The 15908-nt window shown below is 70.1% G+C and carries 9 protein-coding genes; 3 read left to right on the forward strand and 6 right to left on the reverse strand.

The window, feature by feature from the left end; genetic code table 11:
- Nucleotides 1–47: 47 nt before the first annotated feature.
- The 5 genes from SH922_RS14910 to SH922_RS14930 form a co-directional block, all read right to left on the reverse strand.
- On the reverse strand, nucleotides 48–422 hold the full coding sequence (locus tag SH922_RS14910) for a hypothetical protein (RefSeq protein ID WP_326736488.1): 375 nt from the start codon (nucleotides 420–422) through the stop codon (nucleotides 48–50).
- A 70-nt stretch (nucleotides 423–492) separates the two neighbouring features.
- Entirely contained in the window at nucleotides 493–2007 is a 1515-nt protein-coding gene (locus tag SH922_RS14915) for a methyltransferase domain-containing protein (protein ID WP_393058446.1), read from the reverse strand.
- Nucleotides 2008–2088: 81 nt separating this feature from the next.
- A complete protein-coding gene (locus tag SH922_RS14920; RefSeq protein ID WP_393063570.1) occupies nucleotides 2089–3318 on the reverse strand; it encodes a glycosyltransferase family 39 protein in 1230 nt (409 codons plus the stop codon).
- Nucleotides 3319–3563: 245 nt separating this feature from the next.
- Nucleotides 3564–7139 (reverse strand): CDP-glycerol glycerophosphotransferase family protein, encoded by a 3576-nt coding sequence (locus SH922_RS14925; RefSeq protein WP_393058447.1) that lies wholly within the window; start codon nucleotides 7137–7139, stop codon nucleotides 3564–3566.
- Between the two features lie 152 nt (nucleotides 7140–7291).
- Nucleotides 7292–7897: a TetR/AcrR family transcriptional regulator gene (locus tag SH922_RS14930; protein ID WP_393058448.1), complete on the reverse strand. Its 606-nt coding sequence runs from the start codon at nucleotides 7895–7897 to the stop codon at nucleotides 7292–7294.
- A 138-nt stretch (nucleotides 7898–8035) separates the two neighbouring features.
- Between SH922_RS14930 and SH922_RS14935 the strand changes: the two genes are divergently transcribed.
- Both SH922_RS14935 and SH922_RS14940 read left to right on the forward strand, forming a co-directional pair.
- Nucleotides 8036–8974: an ABC transporter permease gene (locus SH922_RS14935; RefSeq protein ID WP_393058449.1), complete on the forward strand. Its 939-nt coding sequence runs from the start codon at nucleotides 8036–8038 to the stop codon at nucleotides 8972–8974.
- The gene (locus SH922_RS14940) at nucleotides 8967–9746 is read left to right on the forward strand and encodes an ABC transporter ATP-binding protein (protein WP_393058450.1); all 780 of its coding nucleotides are present in this window, start codon (nucleotides 8967–8969) and stop codon (nucleotides 9744–9746) included. Before SH922_RS14935 ends, SH922_RS14940 begins: the two co-directional genes overlap by 8 nt.
- A gap of 134 nt (nucleotides 9747–9880) precedes the next feature.
- On the opposite strand, the gene SH922_RS14945 is transcribed toward SH922_RS14940, so the two are convergent.
- Complete coding sequence (locus tag SH922_RS14945) at nucleotides 9881–14914, reverse strand: NAD-glutamate dehydrogenase (protein WP_393058451.1); 5034 nt, start codon at nucleotides 14912–14914, stop codon at nucleotides 9881–9883.
- A 397-nt stretch (nucleotides 14915–15311) separates the two neighbouring features.
- Here SH922_RS14945 and SH922_RS14950 point away from each other — a divergent pair, with 397 nt between their 5' ends.
- Nucleotides 15312–15878 carry a DJ-1/PfpI family protein gene (locus SH922_RS14950; protein ID WP_393058452.1) on the forward strand — a complete coding sequence of 189 codons (567 nt, stop codon included), beginning with the start codon at nucleotides 15312–15314 and terminating at the stop codon, nucleotides 15876–15878.
- The last annotated feature ends 30 nt before the right edge of the window (nucleotides 15879–15908 follow it).

The raw sequence follows: 15908 nt of genomic DNA on the forward strand, positions 1-15908 counted from the left end.
AGGGACCGCCACCGGGTGGCGGTCCCTTCGGCGTGTCCGGCTCGGTCTCAGCGTTGCTGGCCCGCCATGACCGTGGCGAGGCCCACCACCACGAGCAGCGAACCGCCCCAGGTCCACATCGAGGTCCGCTCGTGCAGCACCGTGGCCCCGGCCCCCACGATCAGCAGGTAGCCGAGGGCGTTGAAGGGATAGGCGATGGAGAGCGGCACCTTGGCCAGCGTCGACATCCAGGCGAGTGCGGACACCGCGAAGACGACCAGACCGAGCACGACCCACGGGCTGGTGGCGGCGCGCAGCGCGACCGAGCCGCCGTCCCGCCCGGCGGTGGCGACGGCGCCCTTCATCCCGTGTTTGAGCATGATCTGGCCACCCGCCGACGAGAACACGGCGAACAGCAGCAGGATGAGACTGGGGAGGGTCAAGGCCTTGCTCCTGACTGCGGTGGCCCGGGACTCGGATGCCGGGGCGGGGGTGGGTTCGGGGATCGTCGCCTCAGACGCCGACCCGGTCGGCGGGGACGTACTGTCGGTTGAGGATGTCCTGTACATCGACGTGCTCTCCAGCGATGATCGTCTCGGCCGCATGCGGGGTGAGCAGTGCGACGTGCTGATAGCCGAACAAGGTCGGCCGGATCCTGGTCAGCAGCCTCGACGCCCCGCCGAGTACGGCGGCGAGCGGCCCGCGGCCCAGGAGCGACCAGAACGGCGCCCCGGTCGAGGCGATGTCCAGGACGTCGTAGCCCGCGGCCCGTACGGTGCGGCGCAGGCTGGACCGGGTGAAGAAGCGCAGATGCGTTTCGTCGAGGATGCCGCGGCGGTCGTAGTCGAAGGCCCCGACCGCGACCCGCAGCCGGGAGTACCAGTGGCTGAAGTTCGGCACGGAGAGCAGCACCTCGCCGCCGGGCCGCAGCACGGTGGCGACCTCGGCGAGCACCCGTTCGGGGCGGGAGAGGTGCTCGATGACGTCCCCGGCCACCACGTAGTCGAAGCCGGTGCCGATCCCGTCAGGCAACCCCTCCTCAAGGTTGGCGAGATGGAAGTGGGTGCACTTCTCGCGCACCCCGGGCACCTCGACGTAGTCCACCCCGGTCACCTCGTGACCGAGCGCTTCGAGGCGCTGTGCGAACAGCCCGCCGGAACAGCCGAGGTCCAGGACCCGGCCGGGCGGCATCTTCCGCATCTTCTCCAGGATGACCGCGTGCGAGGAGCCGTCGCCTTCCTTGAAGGCGTACTCGACGGGCTTGGGGATCCAGGCACAGGTGCCGAACCCCTTGACGGCCAGGCGGTATTCGAGGACGTCCTTGACGACGTCCTTCGCGTACTTCATGCCGTTGACGTAGCAGATCTCGTCGCCGTAGTACGTGGGAACCGGGATCTCCTTGATCCGCATTCCCGCGTTCAGCAGCTGGACGATGATCTGGGTGTCGAAGTCGAAGGCGTCCGTGTTCCGGTCGACGGGCAGCTTCTTCAGCGCCTCGACGCTGTAGGCGCGGTATCCGGAGTGGAATTCGGTGAGCTTCGAGCCGAGCAGTCCGTTCTCCAGCCGAGTGAGAATGCGGTTGCCCAGCCACTTGTACATCGGCATTCCGCCCTTGAGGGCGCCGCCTGATTTCATCATCCGCGATCCGAACACGGCTTCGCATTCGCCGCGTTCGATCGGGGCGACCATTTCGGGGAGCAGTTCGGGGGCGTACTGTCCGTCGCCGTGCAGCAGCACGATGATGTCGAGTCCGTGCGCGGCCGCCAGCGCGTATCCGGCTTTCTGATTCCCCCCGTAACCGAGGTTCTTGGTGTGCCGCATCACCACCGTCCGCGGCATTCCCTCGGCCAGCGACCAGCGGCAGCCGGCGGTGAAGGTCGCGTCATGACTCGCGTCGTCAAGAATGAGGATCTCGTCGACCCGGGACCGGAAGTCCTCCGGAATCCGGTCGAGGGTCTTCTCCAGCGTGGTCTCCGCGTTGTACGCGACCACCAGGATGCCGATCCTGGGACTCGGGCTTTCCTTCACGGGGCGTTTCTCCAGTTGCGCTCGGTGCTCGTGACTGTGGTCAGGGAGGGGACGGTGACGGGCGCCGCTCCGGCGTGGCGGTCAGGTGACGGCGGAGCCGGAGGGCTGGGAGGTACGGGGAGCGGAGACCTCGTCGCGGCCGGAACGGCCGGCCGGGTCCACGCCCGGCCGCGCGGTGAGGAGGCGGTGGACGCCGGTGGCCAGCCCGGCCGCGAGGACGATCCAGCCGGCGGCGCCCAGGTACAGCACCGGCTCGCCCCAGCGCACGGCGGAGCGTCCGCTGTAGCCGAGGACGGCCGTCAGACCGAGCACACAGCTGTACGCGACCCCCTCCCAGAACCCGAGGGCGAACATTCCGGCCGCCGCCCAGGTCAGGTACTGCAGGCCGGAGGCGGTGGACAGAAGAAGCAGCAAGCCGAGCGTGACGGCGACGGCACCCGGCAGCTGCGCGGGCCGCAGCCACGCGAGCCGGACGCCGGCGGCCACGCACAGCAGGACGAGGAGGAAATGGCCGCCGCCCTGCATGAAGGTGATGACGGACTCCGGCAGGCCGAACACGTCGGCGAACCGGACCAGCCCCCAGAAGCGGTAGCCGCCGCCCGCGTACTCCAGCACGTTCCTCAGGAGGTCCTGTGGCACGGTCGCGAGGACCGGCCCCCACACGAGCGCGGACACGGCGGTGAACCCGGCGGCGAAGCGGACCAGCACCGGCCGGCCGGCCCGCAGCGCGGCGACGAGCAGCACCGGGATCGCCACGACCGGGACGAACTTGACGCTGATCGAGAGCGCCGCGGCCACCCCCGCAGCGAGTGGGGACTTGCGGTCGGCCAGCAGGTGGGCGGCGGCCAGGGCGAACATGACGGCGACCGCGTCGGTGTTGCCGTGGTAGCCGGAGGTGGCGATCAGCACCGGGCTGAGGGCCACTCCGGTCGCGCACAGCACCGCGGTACGCAGCGCGGCACGCCTGCGGACAATTTCGAACACGAGCAGGACACAGAGGAAATCGGCGATCGAGGCAGGCCACCTGATCAGCGTGGCGAACGAAATTCCGAATTCCGAAAGGCTGTTCAGTCCGAGCAGCATCCAGCCGGCCAGCGGCGGGTGGTTGTAGACGGGCAGTCCGGGCAGCGACTGCTCATAGATTCGAATGGGTCCGTGTACGGCGATGGCCTTGGCGAAGCCCTGAAAGAAGCGCACATCGGCGGGCCCGGGAGAATTCGCCGCGATGACCGTGCGAGCGAGAAGGCCGACCGCCGCAGCAACAAGTACAGCAGCTCTGGCCCGTCGCACATCCAAGGTTTCGCACCACATTCGGATACCCATGAAAACAGAACGTAGCAACCCGAGGACGCCGCGCAACGCACCGATGAACATACTTGTCCGGACGACGGCTCGGATTCCCTGCGCATCCGTGCAAACGCCACATTCTCCGAATCACTCGAACGGTTCACGCAGTTCGGACAGTCCGTGCGTCAATTCACGTTCACCACCGCATCACCCCGCAGTTCACCCCGCTTCCGCACCGGTCCGGGTGCGGTGCGGCACAGGGGTGCGGACTACAGCATCCGGTCGGCCACCCGGGCGGCCGCCCGGCCGTCGTCGAGGTCGCAGAAGTCCCGCCGGAACGCCTCGTACGCCCCCGCGTGTCCCGCGGTCGCCCGGACCGGGTCACGGAGCGCCTCGACGAGATCCCCGGAGTCCGGGATCAGGGGGCCGGGGGCCCGCGACTCGAAGTCGAAGGCGAACCCGCGCAGCGTGTCGCGGTAGTGCTCCAGGTCGTAGGTGTGGAAGAGCATCGGGCGGCCGGTCTGCGCGAAGTCGAACATCAGCGAGGAGTAGTCCGTCACCAGCGCGTCGCTGATCAGCATCAGCTCTCCGACCTCCGGGTAGCGCGAGACGTCGCGGACGAATCCCGTACCGCTGTCCGGCAGCCGGTCGGCGACCAGGTAGTGACGGCGCACCAGAAGAACGGTGTCCGCGCCCAGTTCGCGCTCTGCGGCGGCGAGGTCGAGCCGCAGGTCCATGGTGTAGCGGCCGCGGTTCTTCGGCTGGTCGTCGCGCCAGGTCGGCGCATGGAGCACGACCCGTTTGCCGTCGGGGATCTGGAGGGTCTCGCGTACCGCGGCGGCGATCTTGGTCCGGTCCGGGGCGTGGAAGAGGTCGTTGCGGGGATAGCCGCACTCCAGGACCTCGCCCTCGAAGCCGAAGGAGCGGCGCAGCACGGGGGTGGAGTACGTGTTCGGGGAGACCAGGAAGCTCCACTGCCGGGCACGCTGTTCGAGGGTGGCGATGTAGGCGGGGTTCGCCTGGGCGGTGCCGGCGAGGTCGAGGCCGATGCGCTTGAGCGGGGTTCCGTGCCAGGTCTGGACGACGGTCTGGCCCTCGCGCCGCTCGAACCACTCGGGCAGCTGGGTGTTGGTGACGATGTGCCGGCTGCGGGCCAGGGCCTCGTGCCAGGCCGCCGAACCGTGCTCCACGGCGGTGGCCCCGGCCGGGGTGCGCGCCTGCCCGTCGCTCACCACCCACAGATGCTCCAGACCGGTCCCCCGCCGGGTCAGCTCCTCGTGGACGGCGCGCGGTGAATCGGAGTACTGACGGCCGTCGAAGCTGCTGAACAGCACCGTCTCGCGCAGCGCCGCGGTCCGCTGTGCCGCGTAGGCCCTGGTGAGCAGCCGCCTGGCGCGGAGGCCGCGCTCCGCGACGCCGAGCGGGGGTGCGCAGCTCAGCAGCAGCTGGTCGTGGAAGCGCCGCTCGATGACGTACGAACGGCCCGCCAGGGTGCGGGCCGCGGGCAGGGTGTGATGGACGGCGGCCGGGAGGCGCAGGGCGGCTTCGCGGGCCTCGTCGGCGGCGCCCTTCTCACGGAGGAAGAAGTACCAGTTGCCCTCCCCCAGCGGCAGCTCTCCGCCCCCGCACATCTCGACGGCGTCCGGCCGCAGCTCGGCGGTGAACCGCCGCTCGTCCTGCGGCCCGGTGAACGCGACGGGGAAGACCGCCTCCTCGTGATGGCCGCTGTGCCGGGCCACGAGCTCGACGGGGCGCCCGGGGTCGTCCGGGAAACCGCCCTCCAGGAGCAGCTTGCCGTCCTGTGTCCAGGCGGCGAGTTCGACGGTGGGCTGCACGGGGCGGTCGCTGATCAGCAGATTGCCGCGCGCACTCACGGTGAGGGCAAGTTCGCGGGGCTCGTCGGCGACCGGCGCGAGCGGATAGCGGCCCGTCGGGACGGGACCCGGCACATCGATGGGGGTCCGGCGGCCGCCGGGGCCGATGAGATGAACGCTGTACGGGATGCCCGTCTGCTCCCCGGTGGATGCCGGCCTGGCGTCGAGGAGTGCGGTGAGCGGAATCCCGGCGGTGAAGCGCCGCCAGCCCGCCGCCGAGGGCGCGGTGTCCTCGTGCACCGTCACCGGGCACTCGAAGGTTGTGCCGGAGGGGCGGTGGGTGAGGCCCAGTCGCAGGTCCTGGCCGCCGAGCCGGTCCCGGAGCATGCCCTCGACGACGACCGTGGCCGTCCCGTCGCCCGGCTCGCCCGCGCGGTGCGTCCCGTCGCCCGGCTCGCCCTCGCGGTGCGTCTCGAAACGTGCGTCGATCCGCTCGGCGTGCAGGACCAGCCGGTCGGCGTCGAAGACCGGCACGATCCGGTGATCGCCGTCCGGGCGGTACACGGGCGGGGTCACGGGGGCCTCCGCGGTGCTGGGTGCGGAACGCCGCAGCATCCCGTTCCTCGCGACGCCGATCTCCAGGCGCCAGGTGACGTGGTCGGCCGGGCCGTCCGCAGCGATGCGGAGCCTGGCGGGGTCGAGAACCGTCTCGAAGCCGGACCGGTCGTAGTCGTGCAGGCTCTGCCGGGAGCGCGCGGTGGCCTCCGGCTCGCCGGTCCGGCGCAGCCGCAGCGGGACCACCTGCCGCCCGCCTGCCCGCAGCCAGCCGGCCCGGAATTCGGAGGGCCCCGAGGCCACGGGCAGGTTGCGGATGTACGCGTATCCCTTCAGGTGCAGCTTGCCGTCCTGCCAGCGCACGTCTCGCAGCCGGGCGACCAGTGGCAGATCGGCGTCGCCGACGCGCAGCACCCGGCCCGGCACCGGACGGGTCAGCGGTGGGTAGGCGGCCCGCCGGCGCCGCAGGCCCCGTACGGCGAACGCGCCGGGCTCCCGCTTGTCGAAGGCGAGCAGGGCCAGCAGTTCCTCCGTGCGGCGCTCCCGCACCAGGTGCCACATCAGCCGCAGCCGCAACGGGAGCCCGTCGAGCACCGCCGGTTCGACCTGGTCGATGAAGGCGTTGGTGTGCGTCAGGAAGGCGTCGCGGTACTCGTCGTCGCCTTCGGGCAGGACCTCCATGAAGTACCAGAGGTCGTTGGCGAGGGCATGCGCCTCGTAGTGGCTCTTGTCGGCGGCCGTGCGGTTCTCCTCCAGGAAGGCGCAGACGCCCTGTACGTGCGCTACCCGGTCGCGGATGCCGCGGACGACGGCCCGGCCGGCGGTGATCGAGCCGGGACGGTCCCGCCAGTGGTAGACGGGGTCCTTCACGATGTCGACGGAGCCGGCCAGGAAGTGCGCGGGCAGCACGACGGGGATGTCCTCGTAGAGCGCGTCGACGGGGAAGGCGAACGCGTGCTCGTCCCAGAAGGAGCGGCGGAAGACCTTGTTGCAGGCGATCCGGTCCCCGGCGAGCTGCCGGTCACGGGAGATGTGGGTGCGCAGCCGCGTGGTCGCCATGGGCTTGCGGAACATCGGCGACTGCTGGAGCCGGCCGTCGGCCCGCAGCCGCAGCACGTTGCCGGACGCCAGGTCCGAGCCGGTCTGCTCCAGGGCGCCGAGCAGCAGTTCGTACGCGTGCGGCGGGACGACGTCGTCACTGTCGGCGAAGGCGAGGTAGCGGCCGGCGGGGTCGCAGTTGCGCACGCCGGTGTTACGGGCGTGCCCCAGCCCGCCGTTCTCCTGGCTGACCAGCCGGAAGCGGTCGTCCTGTGCGGCGAACTCTGCGGCCAGGGCCGCGCTGCCGTCCGTGGACCCGTCGTCGACCATCACCACTTCGAGGTCGGTGACGGTCTGCTCCGCGAGGGACTTCAGGCAGTCGGTCAGGAAGGGTTCCACGTTGTAGACGGGGACAACGACACTGAGCCGTGGCGGCATGGTGAGCACGTCCGTTCATCGGGGGCCTGGCTATCCGTATGGCTCAACCCCGTGAACGGCCGGGGGTCACCGGTTACGGTCCCCAACGAGTGATGTCGCGGTCGTCGTGCTGACGCCGGGCGCCGGCGCCGCGGCCCTGCCCCGCCCCGCGGTCAGCGGGTGAGCGCGGCCACGGCCGAGGCCGCCAGGTCGTCCAGATAGCCCGCGGGCAGTTCGCCCCTGACGACCGCGAGCCGCCAGTAGAGGGGCCCGACGATCAGGTCGAGGGCGCGGTCCGGATCGCTGTCCCGCGGCAGTTCCCCGCGCGCGACGGCGTCCCGCACGACCACGGCGGCGATGCCCTGCTGCGGGTCGAGCAGGGCGGCCTTGATGGTGTCGGAGATCTCCGGGCTGCGGGCCGCCTCGACGAGCAGGTCCGGGATGACCTGGGAGGCGAGCGGGTGGCGCAGTGCGTACGCGGCCAGTTCGAGCACGGCGCGGACGTCCCCGTACAGCGAACCGGTGGCCGGGGCCGGCATGCCCTGCACCGCGACGGCGGAGACCAGGTCCAGGACCAGGTGCAGTTTGGACTTCCAGCGGCGGTAGACCGCGGTCTTGCCGACGCCGGCCCGTCGCGCGATGCCCTCGATCGACATCCGGGCGAAGCCGACCGCGGCCAGCTCCTCGAAGACCGCGGTGCGGATCGCATCGGTCACGTCCTCGCGCAGCACGGCGGCTCCGGCGGGGGCACGGCGGCGGCTTCCCGGGTCGGTGGTCATGGCCGAATCATAGTCCGCGACGACGAAACGGTTGCGTAGCGACGTCAGTGCGTCCTACCCTCGGCGTTACGACGATACGGTTCCGTTCCGTCGAATCGGTTCGATTCCCGCCTTCCCGCCTTCCCGTCGAAAGCGATCGTGGTGAGCCAGACAACAGCCCAGGCCCCGGTGGACGCCCAGCCGTCCGCCTCCCCGCCCGTGTACGCCCCGGGCGAGCTCGCCGCCCTGGCGGCCCGCCACGGACTGACCGTGAGCGGAGCCCGCCCGACCCTGCCGGTCTACATCCGGCAACTGTGGGGGCGGCGGCACTTCATCACCGCGTTCGCCACCGCCAAGCTCACCGCCCAGTACAGCCAGGCGAAGCTCGGCCAGATCTGGCAGATCATGACCCCGCTGCTCAACGCGACGGTCTACTACTTCATCTTCGGCGTCCTGATGAAGACGAAGCACGGCGTTCCGGACTATGTCCCGTTCCTCGTCACCGGCGTCTTCATCTGGACCTTCACCAGCAGCTCGATCACCGCGGGCACCCGTGCGATCAGCGGCAACATCGGGCTCGTACGGGCCCTGCACTTCCCGCGCGCCTCGCTGCCGATCGCGCTGGCCCTGCAACAGCTCCAGCAGCTGCTCTTCTCGCTGGGCGCGCTGGTCCTGATCCTGCTGGTCTTCGGCCAGTACCCGCAGCCCGCCTGGCTGCTGGCGGTGCCGGCCCTGGCCCTGCAGGCCATGTTCAACACCGGCATCTCGATGGTCATGGCCCGGCTGGCCGCACGGACTCCGGACATCGCCCAGCTGACGCCGTTCATCCTGCGCACCTGGATGTACGCGTCGGGCGTGATGTGGAGCGTCAGCACCATGCTCCAGGGCGATCGGGTCCCGCACCTCGTCAAACTGGCGCTGGAGGTCAATCCGGCCGCCGTCTTCATCAACCTGATGCGGTTCGCCCTCATCGACAGCTTCGGGAACGAACAGCTGCCCCCGCATGTGTGGGCCATCGCCGCCGGCTGGGCGCTGGTGTGCGGCGTGGGCGGATTCATCTACTTCTGGAAGGCCGAGGAGAGTTACGGACGTGGCTGACCGCACAGACCTCCGGGTCCCGACCGTCGTCGTCGACGACGTCCACATCACGTACAAGGTCAACGGCGCCCGCACCGGCAAGGGCAGCGCCACCTCGGCCCTCAGTCGGCTCGCCTCCCGCCGGCAGTCCCCCGGGGTGCGCGAGGTGCACGCCGTGAAGGGCGTCAGCTTCGCCGCGTACAAGGGGGAGGCGATCGGCCTGATCGGCTCCAACGGCTCAGGCAAGTCGACGCTGCTGAAGGCGATCGCCGGACTGCTGCCCGCCACGAAGGGCCGCGTCCACACCCAGGGCCAGCCCTCGCTGCTCGGCGTGAACGCCGCGCTGATGAGCGATCTGACCGGCGAGCGCAACGTCGTGCTCGGCGCGCTCGCGATGGGCATGAGCCGCGAGCAGATCCGCGAACGCTACGACGGCATCGTCGACTTCTCCGGCATCAACGAGAAGGGCGACTTCATCACCCTGCCGATGCGCACGTACTCCTCCGGCATGGGCGCCCGGCTGCGTTTCTCCATCGCCGCCGCCAAGGACCACGACGTGCTGCTGATCGACGAGGCGCTGTCCACCGGCGACGCGAAGTTCCAGCGGCGCAGCAAGGAACGGATCATCGAACTGCGCAAGCAGGCCGGCACGGTCTTCCTTGTCAGCCACCACAACAAGTCGATCACCGAGACCTGCGACCGGGCGATCTGGCTGGAGGCGGGGACTCTGCGGATGGACGGCCCGGCCAAGGAAGTCGTCGCGGCGTACGAGAAGTTCACCGGCAAGAAATAGCCCACCCCCGACGCCGCCCCGCCAGGCGGCTCCGGGCGGCCCACCACCCCGGCTCAGCCCGCCCGGCACCTCGGGACACGGCGAAGGCGGCCACCGGGACCCACCCGGCAGCCGCCTCGCCCACCCGTCAATCCCTACGCGTGCGTACGCAACAGCGTCCGCATCGTCCGCATCGCCACCGACAGGTTCGCCAGGTCGAACGCGTCCGACCCCTGGATCTCCTCCAGCGTGGACCGCGACCGCGACAGGATCGCCGCGTTCTTCTCCTCCCACGCCTCGAACCGCTCCTGCGGCGAGGAGGAGCCGTTGCCCACGCTCAGCACGTCGCCCGTGAGCGCCGCGTGCGCGGCGTACAGGTCCTCGCGGATGGAGGCACGGGCCATCGACTGCCAGCGGTCGGCCCTCGGCAGCTCGATGATCCGGTCCATCAGCTGGGTGATGCCCAGCCGGTCCGCGAGGTCGTAGTAGACCTCGGCGACGGCCAGCGGGTCCTTGCCCGTGCGGTCGGCGATCGCCACGATGTCGAGCGCCGGGAAGGCCGACGAGAATCCGGCGACGCGCTGCGCCAGCGTGTCCGGAACACCCGCCTCGGTGAGCTCGTCCAGGATTCCCTGGTACCACTCCTGGTCGGCGCCCATCAGCATCTTGGGCAGCTCGGCCCAGACCTGCTCGACACCGTCACGGAAGAAGTCGATCGTCGCGGCGATCTCCAGCGGCTGCGGCCGGTTGCCGAGCAGCCAGCGCGAGCCGCGCTCCACGAGCCGGCGCGAGTGCAACCGGATCCGGGTCTGCACATCGGCGGGGACCTTGTTGTCGAGCGCCTCGACGGCGTCCCACACCTCACCGAGGCCGAAGATCTCCCGGGCCGCGAACTGCGCCCGCACGATCTCCCCGGTCGAGGCACCGGTCTCTTCCCGCAGGCGGTGCAGGAAGGTCGAACCACCGGTGTTCACCGTGTCGTTCACCAGGACCGTGGTGATGATCTCGCGCCGCAGCGCGTGCCCGTCGACCGCGTCCGGGTACCGCTCGCGCAGCTGCTGCGGGAAGTAGGCGTGCAGCAGCTTCTGGAGATGCGGGTCGTCCGGCAGGCTCGTCCCGATCAGCTCCTGCGCCGCCGTGATCTTCGTGTAGGCGAGCAGCACGGCCAGCTCGGGCTGGCTGAGTCCCTTGCCGGCGCTCAGCAGTTCGCGGATCTGCCGGTCGGTGGGCAGGAACTCCAGGGCCCGGTCGAGGTACCCCTCGCGGCCGAGACGCCGCATGAAGCGCTGCTGGGCGTGGAGCAGGGAGGGCGCCTGGGCGACCGAGTTGGCGAGTGCGGTGTTCTGCGCGTAGTTGTTGCGCAGCACCAGGTGGCCGATCTCCTCGGTCATCTCGGCGAGCAGCTTGTTGCGCTGCTTGACGGTCATGTCGCCGTCCCGCACCAGCCCGTTGAGCAGGATCTTGATGTTCACCTCGTGGTCGGAGGTGTCCACACCGGCGCTGTTGTCGATCGCGTCGGTGTTGATCCGGCCGCCGGTACGGGCGAACTCGATGCGGCCGAGCTGGGTGGCGCCGAGGTTGCCGCCCTCGCCGACGACCTTGGCCCGCAGGTCCTCGCCGTTGACGCGGATCGCGTCGTTGGCCTTGTCCCCGACGTCCGCGTTCGACTCGGCGGAGGACTTGATGTACGTACCGATGCCGCCGTTCCACGCCAGGTCGACGGGGGCCTTGAGGATGGTCTGCATCAGGTCGGCGGGCGTCATCTTGGTGACCCCGGCCTCGATGCCGAGCGCCTCGCGCATGTGCGCGTTGACCGGGATCGACTTGGCGCTGCGCGGGTGGATGCCACCGCCCGCGGAGAGCAGCTCCTTGTCGTAGTCGGCCCAGGAACTGCGTGGCAGGTCGAAGAGGCGGCGCCGCTCGGCGTACGAGGTCGCGGCGTCCGGCTTCGGGTCGATGAAGATGTGCCGGTGGTCGAAGGCGGCGACGAGCCGGATGTGCTCGGAGAGCAGCATCCCGTTGCCGAACACGTCTCCCGACATGTCACCGACGCCGACGACGGTGAAGTCCTCGGTCTGCGTGTCGTGGCCGAGCTCCCGGAAGTGCCGCTTGACGGACTCCCAGGCGCCGCGGGCGGTGATGCCCATGCCCTTGTGGTCGTAGCCGGCCGAACCGCCGGAGGCGAACGCGTCACCGAGCCAGAAGCCGTACGCGACGGCCACCTCGTTGGCGATGTCGGAGAACTTCGCGGTGCCCTTGTCGGCGGCGACGACGAGGTAGGTGTCGTCCTCGTCGTGCCGGACGACGTCCTTGGGCGGCACGACCTCGCCGGCGACCATGTTGTCGGTGATGTCGAGCAGCGCCGAGATGAAGGTGCGGTACGAGGCGATGCCCTCGGCCATCCAGGCGTCACGGTCGACGGCCGGGTCGGGAAGCTGCTTGGCGACGAAGCCGCCCTTGGCGCCGACCGGCACGATGACGGTGTTCTTCACCATCTGCGCCTTGACCAGGCCGAGGATCTCCGTACGGAAGTCCTCGCGCCGGTCGGACCAGCGCAGACCGCCACGGGCGACCTTGCCGAAGCGCAGGTGGACACCCTCGACACGCGGCGAGTAGACCCAGATCTCGAACGCCGGGCGGGGCGCCGGGAGATCCGGGATGGACTGCGGGTCGAACTTCATCGACACGTAGGTGTGCGGCTTGCCGTCGTCCGCGCGCTGGAAGAAGTTGGTGCGCAGAGTGGCCTTGATGACGGTGAGGAAGGACCGCAGGATCCGGTCCTCGTCGAGTGAGGCGACCTGGTCCAGGGCGCCGTCGAGCTCTTCGAGGAGCCCGTCGGTCAGCTCCGTACCGGCGCTCTGGCGCTCCGGCGACATCCGGGCCTCGAAGAGCGAGACCAGCAGCCGGGTCGTGTGGACGTTGTTCTGGAGAGTGCTCTCCATGTAGTCCTGGCTGAACGTGGATCCGGCCTGGCGCAGGTACTTGGCGTAGGCGCGCAGCACCATGGCCTGCCGCCAGTTCAGACCGGCGCTCAGCACCAGCCCGTTGAAGCCGTCGTTCTCCGCCTCGCCGGTCCACACGGCGGCGAAGGCCTCCTGGAACCGTTCGCGGGCGTCGTCGGCCAGGTAGCCGCCGTTGGCCGTGGCCTGCGGCATCCGCAGCCCGAAGTCGTAGATCCAGGCGTGCGTACGGTCAGCGCAGCGCAGCTCGTACGGACGCTCGTCGACGACCTCGACACCGAGCCGCTGGAGCGCCGGGAGGACGGCGGACAGGGAGACCTGCTCACCGGTCCGGTAGATCTTGAACCGGCGCTCACCGGGCGCGGCGCCGACCGGCTCGTACAGGCTGAGGGCGAAGTCCTTGTCGTTCTCCTTGAGGGCTTCGAGGTGGACCAGGTCGGCCACGGCGGAGCGCGGCGAGTGGTCGGCCTTGTAGCCCTCGGGGAACGAGTGCCCGTAGTGACGCAGCAGTTCGGCGGCGCGTTCCTCACCGCACTCCGCGCCCAGCGCTTCCTGGAAGCCGTCGGCCCAGGAGCGGGCCGCCTCGACGAGCCGGGCCTCGATGCGGTCGGCCTCGGCGTCGGTGAGGCTGGGCAGTTCGCTGCCCGGGGCCACCCGGACGACGAAGTGCAGCCGGGAGAGGATCGACTCGGTGTTCCAGGCGGTGAAGTCGACGCTGGTGCCGTTCAGCTCCTCCTTGAGGATGTCGATCAGCCGCAGGCGCACACCGGTGGTGTAGCGGTCGCGCGGCAGGTAGACGATCGCGGAGTAGTAACGCCCGTACTCGTCCTGGCGCAGGTAGAGCCGGAGCCGGCGCCGCTCCTGGAGGTAGAGCACCGAGGTGACGATGGAGCGCAGTTGGTCGGGCGGCGTCTGGAACAGCTCGTCGCGGGGGTACGTCTCCAGGATCTGCAGCAGGTCGCGGCCGTCGTGGCTGTTGTACGAGAAGCCCGCGCCCTCCAGCACCTCGGCGACCTTGCGGCGGATGACGGGCACCCGGCGCACGGACTCGGTGTAGGCGGCGGACGAGAACAGTCCCAGGAAGCGGCGCTCACCGGTGACGTTGCCGTCGGCGTCGAACTTCTTCACGCCGACGTAGTCGAGGTAGCTGGGGCGGTGCACGGTCGCCCGGCTGTTGGCCTTGGTCAGGATGAGGAGCTTGTGCTCGCGGGCCTTGGCCCGGGCGTCGGCGGGCAGCCGGTCGAAGGAGGGGCTGACCGGGTGCGCCTCGTCCTCGCTGTGGTGCGGGTCGGAGCGCAGGATGCCGAGGCCGGTGCCGGGCACGGCGGCCAGCGCGTCGGTGTCCGTCAGTTCGTACTCGCGGTAGCCGAGGAAGGTGAAGTGGTCGGCGGCGAGCCAGCGCAGCAGCTCCCTGGCCTCGTTCACCTCGTCGTCGGCGAGGTCGTCGAGCGGCTCGCCGGGCAGGTCGTCGGCGATGCGCAGCGCGGCGTCGCGCATCTTCTCCCAGTCCTCGACGGTCTCCCGTACGTCGGACAGGACGCGCAGCAGGTCGGCCTGGATCTGCTTGAGGTCGGCGCGGTCGGTCTCGCGGTCGATCTCGACGTGGATCCAGGACTCGACGAGTGCGTCGTGGGGCAGCTCGGCCTTGGTGTCCTTCGCCCCCTTGGCGTTCTTGCGGCCGGCCTGGGGGTCCGTCGAGATGCCGACGCCCTCGGTGAGGACCTCGATCAGCTTGCCGGTCACATCGCGGCGGACGATGACCTGCGGGTGGATCACGACATGGATGCCGCGGCCCTGACGGGACAGCTCGTTGGTGACGGAGTCGACCAGGAACGGCATGTCGTCGGTGACGACCTCGACGACGGAGTGGCTGCAGGTCCAGCCGTTCTCCTCGACGGTCGGGGTGTGCACCCGGACGTTGGCCGTGCCCTGCGGGCGGTTCTCGGCGAGCCGGTAGTGCGAGGAGGCGGCCCCGAAGACGTCGACCGGGTCCCGGCCGGCGAGGTCCTCCGGAGCGGTGTGGAGGTAGTAGCGCTGGAGATAGGCGAGCAGCACGTCCTGACGGGGACGCTCCTGCCCGGCCCCGGTGCCGTCGTCGGCCCCGGTGGCCGCGACATGCACCCGGGGGGTACCGCCCGGGCCACCGACACCACCGCCCGGGCTGTTGTCAGCTACCTTGGCGGCCCGTGCGAGCAGCTCGGCCTTGGCTTCGTCCAGCTTGGTCTGCATGTCCTCTGGCTCCTGTCGCGCGCCGTTGCGTGACGTAGGTGAAAAAGACGACGTACCGCCACGACACGGGGTTTCCGGTCTGAGTCGACGCTATGCCGCTATGAGAGACGCCCGGGACCTTATTGGCCATTTTTGGCAGTCGGGCCGGGCTGAGGGGATCAGTCATGGCCCGGGTGCTGTGGCACTCCGGGCGCAGGCCGGGGGCTTCGCTGCCCCCGAGGCGTATCGCGCTGATCACGGGGTCCAGGCTATCTCGCCCGCCCCCGTAACCGTCACGAGCCGCATGTGTACAAAAGAAAGCCCCGGACTTTGACACTCTGGACAGCGCGCGGGCCGTCGCTGCCGCACTCTGGTACCGGTAAGCGGAACAGGCCGACGCACCTTGGGGAGCCCTGCCATGGCACCGAAGATCCTGATCGTCACCGGCGACGCCGCCGAGTCCCTCGAAGTCCTCTACCCGTACCAGCGGTTGCGCGAGGAGGGTTACGAGGTCCACATCGCCGCCCCCTCGCGCAAGACGCTCCGCTTCGTGGTCCACGACTTCGAGCCCGGCTTCGACACCTACACCGAGAAGCCCGGCTACACCTGGCCCGCCGATCTGGCCTTCTCCGAGGTCGACCCGGACGACTACGTGGCCCTCGTCGTCCCGGGCGGGCGCGCTCCCGAGTACCTGCGCAACGACGCGGACCTGCGCACGATCCTCTCGGCGTTCTTCGACACGGACCGCCCGGTGGCCCAGATCTGCCACGGCCCGCTGATGACGGCAGCGGTCGGCGCGCTGAAGAACCGCCGGGTCACGGCCTATCCCGCGCTGGAGCCGGACATGGCGACGGCCGGAGCCACCTTCGAGGACGCCGAGGCCGTGGTGGACGGCACCCTGGTCTCGTCCCGCGCCTGGCCGGACCACTCGGCCTGGATGCGTGAGTTCCTGACCGTGCTCCGTACCAAGGCCCCGGTCGCCTGACGTACGCCGTCCCGCGGACCGGTCACCGGA

Source organism: Streptomyces sp. LN549 (assembly GCF_043203805.1).
In the GTDB taxonomy this organism is placed as follows: domain Bacteria; phylum Actinomycetota; class Actinomycetes; order Streptomycetales; family Streptomycetaceae; genus Streptomyces.